The organism is Oleiphilus sp. HI0125, from assembly GCF_001635355.1.
Genome location: NZ_LWGF01001068.1, coordinates 1 through 948, shown reverse-complemented (window position 1 = coordinate 948; position 948 = coordinate 1). Strand labels below are relative to the sequence as shown.

Annotated in this window: 1 protein-coding gene and 1 pseudogene; both read left to right on the top strand. The window is 43.7% G+C overall.

Annotated elements, in window-relative coordinates; genetic code table 11:
- Window positions 1-259, top strand: a pseudogene (locus A3762_RS18340) (hypothetical protein); the annotation flags it as partial.
- Between the two features lie 2 nt (window positions 260-261).
- Window positions 262-948: glycine betaine ABC transporter substrate-binding protein (locus A3762_RS18335; protein ID WP_156493574.1), on the top strand; the 687-nt coding region annotated here is incomplete at its 3' end.

Here is a 948-nt window from a genome sequence, read left to right as displayed (position 1 = left end):
CGCGACGGTGTTGATTGAAAAGTTTTCGGTGAACAAAGAACACATTCTGATTTCAGGGCAGGGGTTCGATTATCCAATTGCTGATAATTCAACCAAGCGCGGTCGCGCAAAAAATCGCCGCATGATCACTTATTTCGCAAAGCATGACCGATTCCAGAAAACGCAATGGAACATATGGACGGTTGAATTACGCTCGAATCAAAACGACAGTGAAGATAAACGTCGTTTTCAAACTGTTGATATCGAAGAGGCGTTATAACTATGGCTTTTTCAATTAAGAGATGCATTGGCGTTGTATTGCTCTTAAGTTTGCTAGCAGCTTGCGCTAGTAATGACGTGAACACCGAACCGCAGCATGAAGAGCGGGCATCGGAACAATCTGCTGATGATGCTGTGAACACAGAGTTGGTCAGTGCGCCTCAGGAACGAGAGCTCAGAATTGGAATATCTAATTTTGCCGAGCAAGATCTAATCTATGAACTAACCAAAGCATGGTTGGCGAAAAACACAAAGACTCAGCATATTCGTTTAAAGGCCGTGAATTTCGAGAACTTCACAGGCGCGGTAAATGCGATGCGTGACGACAAAATTGATCTTTACTGGGGTTACACAGCGTCATTTTTGAGTGCTTACAATATCAAAACCTCACCACCGTACGACGCTAAACTCGTCTATGAGAGAGTGAAATCTGTTCTAGCAGAAAACGAAAGCCAGTTTTCTCTTCTAGATTACTCTCCTTTGCATAATGATTATGCCTTTGTTGTGCGCAGAGATATTCAAGATTTTGTCGCTGTGCGTGACTTATCTGAGGTCGCGAGCTCAAACCGAAAGTGGGTGTTTGGCATTGAACCAGATTATCTCGAGTATCGGGATCATGACGGATGGGAAGCACTCGCCAAGTTTTATGGATTTAATCTCGCCAATATCGAGATTAAGCAGATCTACGAG